The sequence below is a fragment of the Alicyclobacillus sacchari genome, assembly GCF_004366795.1.
GTDB classification, from domain to species: domain Bacteria; phylum Bacillota; class Bacilli; order Alicyclobacillales; family Alicyclobacillaceae; genus Alicyclobacillus; species Alicyclobacillus sacchari.
Map to the genome: position 1 here is coordinate 1 of NZ_SORF01000016.1, position 7,126 is coordinate 7,126.

General features: G+C 44.7%; 5 protein-coding genes and 1 pseudogene. 5 read left to right on the forward strand and 1 reads right to left on the reverse strand.

Annotation, left to right across the window (positions count from 1 at the left end; genetic code table 11):
- The first annotated feature begins 101 nt into the window (after positions 1 to 101).
- From C7445_RS12605 to C7445_RS12625, 5 genes and pseudogenes are all read left to right on the forward strand, one after another.
- A complete protein-coding gene (locus C7445_RS12605) occupies positions 102 to 1,511 on the forward strand; it encodes an AAA family ATPase (protein WP_279586220.1) in 1,410 nt (469 codons plus the stop codon).
- Positions 1,512 to 1,633: 122 nt separating this feature from the next.
- Positions 1,634 to 2,122, forward strand: a pseudogene (locus C7445_RS12610) (DUF5946 family protein).
- Positions 2,123 to 2,215: 93 nt separating this feature from the next.
- Positions 2,216 to 2,485, forward strand: coding sequence for a hypothetical protein (locus C7445_RS12615; RefSeq protein ID WP_134160852.1), 270 nt, complete (start codon positions 2,216 to 2,218; stop codon positions 2,483 to 2,485).
- A 1,026-nt stretch (positions 2,486 to 3,511) separates the two neighbouring features.
- Positions 3,512 to 4,570, forward strand: coding sequence for a DUF262 domain-containing protein (locus tag C7445_RS12620; RefSeq protein ID WP_134160854.1), 1,059 nt, complete (start codon positions 3,512 to 3,514; stop codon positions 4,568 to 4,570).
- A gap of 196 nt (positions 4,571 to 4,766) precedes the next feature.
- On the forward strand, positions 4,767 to 5,399 hold the full coding sequence (locus C7445_RS12625) for a YdeI/OmpD-associated family protein (RefSeq protein ID WP_134160908.1): 633 nt from the start codon (positions 4,767 to 4,769) through the stop codon (positions 5,397 to 5,399).
- A 212-nt stretch (positions 5,400 to 5,611) separates the two neighbouring features.
- Here C7445_RS12625 and C7445_RS12630 read toward each other — a convergent pair whose 3' ends face one another.
- The gene (locus C7445_RS12630; protein ID WP_134160856.1) at positions 5,612 to 6,151 is read right to left on the reverse strand and encodes a hypothetical protein; all 540 of its coding nucleotides are present in this window, start codon (positions 6,149 to 6,151) and stop codon (positions 5,612 to 5,614) included.
- Between the last annotated feature and the right edge of the window lie 975 nt (positions 6,152 to 7,126).

Sequence of the window (7,126 nt, forward strand, 5' to 3'; positions counted from 1 at the left end):
GAACGGGAATGGTGAATGATCTCGTGAATCGAACGGTGACTGTCCATCCACCTCCCCGGGACTGAACGTCAAGGTGTGTTCGGTTTGACGGTTACCCATGTATTTTTTGCGGTCGTCCCTATGATTTCGGCAGTGTGAAATTGGTGGGAAGCTACTTTGATCATGTCAGCAACAGTACAAAGCACGCCCAGGCTTCCATTGACAAGGAGTTACAACGAAATGATTTAACAAAAGTAGTCATATCGTTGGCTGAAGATGAGTTGGCTTTGTTTGAAAATGAGAAATTCATAGAACGGCTAAAAGCGTCAATTCAGTTAATAAACCGTAACAAGGAAATATTCATCGATCACCTTACGAAGAAATCTCATGTACCAGACGCGGTAGTATTGGACGTTACAGGTTTGACACAAGAAATTACGCAAGAAATCTCACTGATAAATGAGCGCATCGGAAATCTGCAAAAAAGCGAGTCAGAGATAGGTGAAATCATCGCTTCGCGTAAGGCTTCAAGAATGGTGGTAGAGCGGAATGAAAAACTACATGTCTCAATGCCGCTCTTGGAAGAATGGTTCAGATTGCGAGATTTGATAACAGAGTATACAAAGACGAGTAAGAAATTTTCTACAAATTCATTGACACAAAAACAAGGAGAGGCGTTCAAAGAAATTATCCAAAGCAGTTATATTGAAACCTTTGATCGTTTCGCGCAGGAGCTTCGAGTAACAAATGTGAATATAAAACTCAATTCGCAAAAGGGGCAAACGGTTAGAAAGAAATATGTGGTGTCCGAGGAATATAAGGTTTCGGACATCATGAGTGAAGGTGAGCAAAAGGCGATTGCGCTTGTGGAATTTGCAACAGATTTGACCATGCGGAGGAATTTGAATCCCGTTCTGTTTGATGATCCTGTTACCTCATTGGATTACAAACGCTCAGAGTTGATTGCAAAACTGATTTACCAATTGTCATTGGACAGGCAGGTCTTGGTTTTCACGCACAACATAATGTTTTACTATTACTTGTATAACGCTTGTGCCAAAACAAGGAACAATGAAAATAAGTTTTTCAAAGTGGATGAGTTCGACAACTCCAACAAGGGAATTGTGTCTGAGACCTTTAGTGGAAAGTTGGAGACGCTCAGGGAAATAACGAAAAAGCTAAAGGACCAAGAGCAAAGGATAAATTCAAAGGCTTGCGTGGGAGATGTATTGGAGGAGTCTTTAAAAAAGGCATATTCGGACATCCGAACTTGGTGCGAGCTAATTGTGGAAGAAGGCTTCTTCAACTCCGTGATACAGCGGTATGAGCCAAATATAAAGTTTACCAGGGTGACTGGAATCAAGGGGGATTTCATCGAAGAATTAGCTACAGTCAATGCATTATTTGAAAAGGCTTGCCGTTGGATGACGGGCCACAGTCAACCTGCTGAAACTCAGCATATTCGGGCTACTAAAGAGGCATTTAATGAAGACATGGTTTATATTAAGAAGCTTTCTGATCGATACAGATGACGCAAAACTAATCAATTTGATCTGAGTGTTGGATATGGGCGTATGAGCTTCTCGTTGAATTCGGAGACAGTGCGATGTCTTAAATTGAACGGGATGATAACGACAGGGGGAATCAAGGAGGTGTGTTGATTGATTGTCCAGGGTGCGGAGTGACACTACCAAAACAGCAGATTTTGCTGGGGTATAGTTACAACGCATCGGCGAAGTGTTATGAGCAATACAGTGAACTGACCGCGTACACGTTGAGTCATACAGGGGATGATTTCATCCATCAGCATGTTGTGGATGTCTACGCCGCCCAGCATTCAGGCAATGGTATGAAAATCTTCACCACTGTGTTCGCATTGATTGGTCTGTATTATGCCATTGAACGTGGATACAACGGAAGACAAGTTCAGCGCGTTCATACACTATTGGCGCGCTTGAAACACCCATAGGACACTTTACAGCCATCTCAGCAATCGTACTCCATGACTGTCATGGACGTTTTGCACGAACCGCCTGGGGACAAGCGTGATGCCATGATTCGCGAATGGATGATCGATGTCTGGGGTTGTTGGAGCCATCAGCATGAGTGGGTCAGGAGCGTTTGTCATAGGCTATTGGATTGATGTGTTAATTGTCCAAGGATTCGGGGGGGGTAAGGGAGTAGTCACCTTTGCCCAGTATTTTTCCTAATATTTCCTCGCCAGGAGGGTGACACCATGACAAATGAAAAAAGCGGAACAAAACCAGACAGCGAGAAGAAATGGATGCTCGAACGCCCAGCAGACATGAACATAATTCGCATCATCGGAAATGTATACACCACGGTATCTGAAGATGAATTTACGGATGCGTTCATTGAATGGTTGGAGGGCAAAGGTTGGAGTTTCTTCGGTCGGACGGTTGAACTTACCGACGAAGATGATGACAATGAAATACCTGAGGGCATACTTCCAAAAGGAGCTTTCGATGACGCGGAAACGGAATAGGCTGTGGCTGAACGGGTGAAAGAGGGGTTTCAGGTAAATACGGGGCGTTCGATCTCGTTACGTTGAAGGCTTGGTTGCTCCATTTAAGTGACAATTGTTATCAAGGTCAAGTATCGTTGCGGTATGCCGTAGCTTTGTGAAAATCCTCACCTATTTTAATGGGCGATCTTTGGGAGCGTTGCCATAGCCACCGAGTAGCGGTGTTGCGACGAAGTTGTTATCCCTTACCGCAGAAACCTCATTCCCGTTGATTAACGTAGTCTTTTGGAATATCGACATCCACCTTGGTCGCATCATTGGGATGAGATGCCCATCCTTCATGAAGACTCCTGCATTTTGGTTGCAACATGATCAGACTTCCACTATCCAGAAAAGGTTGAATCGTAGCCACAGAATCGCATTTTCCCTGTGCCGCAGGGCACATGTTGAAACCCATGCGCCCAGGTTCCACAAGCTCAAGAATAGCATCCTGTCACAAGAGCTTCGCGTACCTAATGAGTCATCTCTTGAGCGTCTTTTCCTTAGAAATTTGAAGTGTAACCTTAGATATTGAGACCAAATATCGTGTGGAAATATAACCCGTTACACGCATTCAGAAAATCAGAGCTAATTATGGAGAACCAAAAAGTTGTTCTGGCTGAGAACCGCCACTATATATTAAAAGATACGAGAACAACTTTTCGGTTCATCTCATCATAATCTGCGCCTGATTTAATTCTGCGAACGACCTGGAACAACTTTTACGTGACCCAGGTGATACCAATAAATCAGGTGGTGGGCTACCTGCTACCCGCTTTACGAGTACGGTTTAACACTTCCTCCACGATGCAACCTACGCGGCGCGTCTAACATCCATCCGTGAGAACTAAAGCTACATTTCCCCGAATTCTCCCGATAAAATCTCCCTTGTGCCTGACCTTTTACGTTATAATGTCGATGAAAAATGTTGAGAACGTAACTGTATTGTTTGTGCCCTTTCATCGTGAGGGTACAACAGAACCATGATTTCGCCAGGGAGTGACGGTGATGAAGGCATCGAAAGTCAAACACAAGGTTTCGCAACTGCAACGGATGTATAAGGGGAAAAAGCTGTCCTTTGATTTGGCGATACAAAGAAAGGGGAACATCTGGGACGTGAAACGCCAGTCGATGTTTATCCACAGTGTTCTGGCTGGTTATCCGATTCCGAATCTATTCGCCACCAAGGACGAGAACGTATTTTACCTTCTGGACGGTAAGCAACGCCTGTCCAGCATTTTTGCTTTTCTCAATGACGAATTTGCGCTCTCTTTCGCGCAAACACCAAAGCCCAAGGTGGATGACATGGATGTAGAGGGATTGACATTTAAGCAGTTGCCCAAGGAGTTTCAGCAGAGAATTCAGGATTACCAATTTGAAATCGATGTGGTAGAAGAAATCAGTCAGTCGGAGATAGAAGATATCTTCTGCCGACTCAACAATGGTGTTCCGCTTCGCCCCATTGAGACAACCAGGGCGATGCTCGGCAAGTCAGCATTAGAGTTTGTGGAGAGCCTGGCGAAAGTTCCATTCTTCACGGATAAGGTGAATCTGTCAAAAGCGGCGAGAAATCACTTTGTGGATCAAGAGTTGGTTCTGCAAATCCTCGCTTTACTCAACGATCCTGCAACGGGATTTAGCAAGAAGGAAATGAAAGAGTTTGTTGAGAAGCTACGTGATGACCATCAGCGTAATCGATTCAAGTCGCAGTTCAATAACGTCTGTTTCTACCTGAATGAAGCCTTCCCCAGCGAGAAAGAAAAGCTCTTGCGGAAAGTGCATATCCCTATGCTCTTCAAGTTGACGCTCGACATGCAACATAAGGGGATAGAGATTCCAGCGGAGACGTTTGGGGAATGGGCGAGAGGTTTTTTGGAGGCTCCGCCTGAATCGTATGTCGAAGCGTGCAGTTCAGGAAGCGCGAAAAAGGAAAATGTGCAGAAGCGACTGAGTATCATGACAGAGGAGTTCGAGAAGCATTTTAATGTGAAAGTCCGCGATGAAGTGCCGAATGCCAGTGACGAGGTAGCGGTGAGCGTGGAAACGGTTCAAGAGCAGGGCGAATGAGCGGATAGATTGAGAAATGGTTCACGGGACGAGGGGGAGGATAGTAGCTCCCCTCGTTTGTGTTTGGCGTGCTGATTTATATACACTCACTACCGCGATTATTATACAAACGGATATAAATGCCGTTACTCAATGGCAACGGATGGGCTGATCCGATAAGATGTGGTTTGATGAAGGTGTAAAAGAGGGTACCTTAATGACATCCAAAACGATGAATCCTAAAGTTGATGTATATCTCACGGAGGGGTGCATGCGTTGCAAATTGGGAGGCACTCCAAACTGCAAAGTCCATAATTGGGAGGACGAATTGAAGAAATTGAGAGCGATCCTCCTTGATTGTGGGCTAACAGAAGAATTAAAGTGGTCACAGCCTTGTTACACATACCAGAAGCGAAACGTCGTTATGATGAGTGCTTTTAAAGAATACTGTTCATTGAACTTTATGAAAGGTTTCTTGTTAAAGGATGCCTACGGTATTCTAATTAAACCTGGAGAGAATACGCAGGTGGGTCGTCAGATTCGGTTTACTGATGTTCAAGATATCGTGAAGATGGAACCCATTTTGAAAGAATATATAAACGAAGCCATTGAAGTCGAGAAATCTGGGGAGAAACCGAATATTAAAAAGAATCCAGAGCCAATACCTGAAGAATTTCGAAAGAAAATGGATGAAATGCCTGACTTGAAAACCGCTTTTGAGGCATTGACACCAGGACGGCAAAGAGTATACATTCTTTATTTTTTGGCACCCAAGCAATCCAAAACTCGTGAGTCACGAATAGAAAAATGTATGCAGAAGATTCTCGATGGAAAGGGATTAAATGATTAGTATATTATTCTTGAATTGATGGGCGCGATCTTCGACAGCGAACTCCCCTGAACGGGATAGGGTTGATTGGATTTCCAGTCTTCGCGTTGCTGACAAATGCCTCTACGGAAAGGAATCACGTGTGGCAGTCGTTCACGAATACCAGACATGATCTCCCTGTATGAGATAAACGCGGAAAATTTTCAACTTCCATGACCTGACCCCAACGGCATTTATGTCGGTGCAACCTCTTTCGTCCACAGCACCTTGACCTTGCCTCCGTCACCTTGAATCGCCATAATTACGAATCGCCAGTCCTTTGGATTCACTGGGCTATCGGTGCGCGCGATAAATCTGGCTGATGCTTGGGTTCCATTCACGACGTTGAACCAATTGTTTGGTACACGTTGAGTTGTTATCGGCTGTAAGCTAAGTGATTTCAATGTAGGGTTTTCGGCGTTCAGATTGTACCAGCCACCATAAGCAAAGTTGTTGGCGTTGTCAGTTTCCAGGTCAACAACGGGCGCGGATTTGTCGGTCACGATCAGGAACACTTCACATTTCTGTTTATTATAGTCCTGATTCCACTTCGACACATCGACGTTAAACTGGGTTTGATGTTGCCCCTTTGGAGATGTAAGGAAGGGTACACTGTTGTCAATCGAAAACGACACCTTATAATCATTCGGATTTGGCGAAGGCTTTGCCATAATCGAGCAACCCGTGACTGCAAGACAACCAACCATAGACAAAGCCCAAATTTCTCGCATCATTACTCCCCACCTTGTTCTTCTGTCGCTAACGTGTCCTTGGTGTTGAAGACGATTAGCCACGAAAAGCTCTTGTCGCCATTTAGTGACATAGTGAGAACAGAAACTACGGCAGGTTTGCCTGTTGGACATGTTGAACAGATGACATGAACATTACGAGATACGGCACTAAAAATGAGATCGCTATCAGCCCAACCCCCAGCATGCCCTTACCAACAAATGCGTTCCTATTGCTTCCGACTCTCAATTCCCACAAAGCCTGAAATAGCTGAAATATACCGCTTAAGAATAAAAGCAGGAATGCTATCGCCAACACGAAGAGCATCAACGGAATCGACTCCTTCCCAAAGCTATACTGTGTAAAGCAAGTAACGTTTTGCTATCGACTGCGTTCCGTTATTCACCACCGAGCCTATCTACCCTGCAAGTCTTAGGCATGGTGACGTGCTGTCGCCTGTATCGACGAGCTTGCCGAAGTTCCATGCGCTGTGACAGTCGAATAAACGGGACTCAGGGCTACGAGGATTCCGATGATCCAGGTTACTGTCCACAACCAGGAGGTACTTCGTTTCCGATAAAGGCTAACTCCAACGGCAATCACCAGACTGATGAGAGCGGGTATCCGAGCCACCACACCAGCAAAGCTGATAAACGAGAACAGCAGTAACAGAACTGTTAATATCCAGAGAATCGTCAGCAAAACCATTCGATACATCGGCATCACCTTTTATTGTCCCTGCCGTACCCTGCATGCTAAAGCCCCGTTCTTTACCACTTCCACACAAGCCCAGCGACTCCTGTTCAACCTATGCCAAGATTGATGCAGGCACGGATGGGTACGGAATAGCTTATGTTTCAACTGATGTTTACATTTCTGTAATAGGTTAATGAAACATTTCGTGCTCCATTTCAGATTACATATACCTTTAAACAAAGGTTCAGTTTCTATCAATTTTTTTGTCAAGCTTTGCTTCAATC

Excerpts from the sequence above, each read along its gene's own strand:
- C7445_RS12620 (WP_134160854.1), top strand. The coding sequence starts at position 3,512 with ATGAAGGCATCGAAAGTCAAACACAAGGTTTCGCAACTGCAACGGATG.
- C7445_RS12630 (WP_134160856.1), bottom strand. The coding sequence starts at position 6,151 with ATGATGCGAGAAATTTGGGCTTTGTCTATGGTTGGTTGTCTTGCAGTC.
- C7445_RS12625 (WP_134160908.1), top strand. The coding sequence starts at position 4,767 with ATGACATCCAAAACGATGAATCCTAAAGTTGATGTATATCTCACGGAG.
- C7445_RS12615 (WP_134160852.1), top strand. The coding sequence starts at position 2,216 with ATGACAAATGAAAAAAGCGGAACAAAACCAGACAGCGAGAAGAAATGG.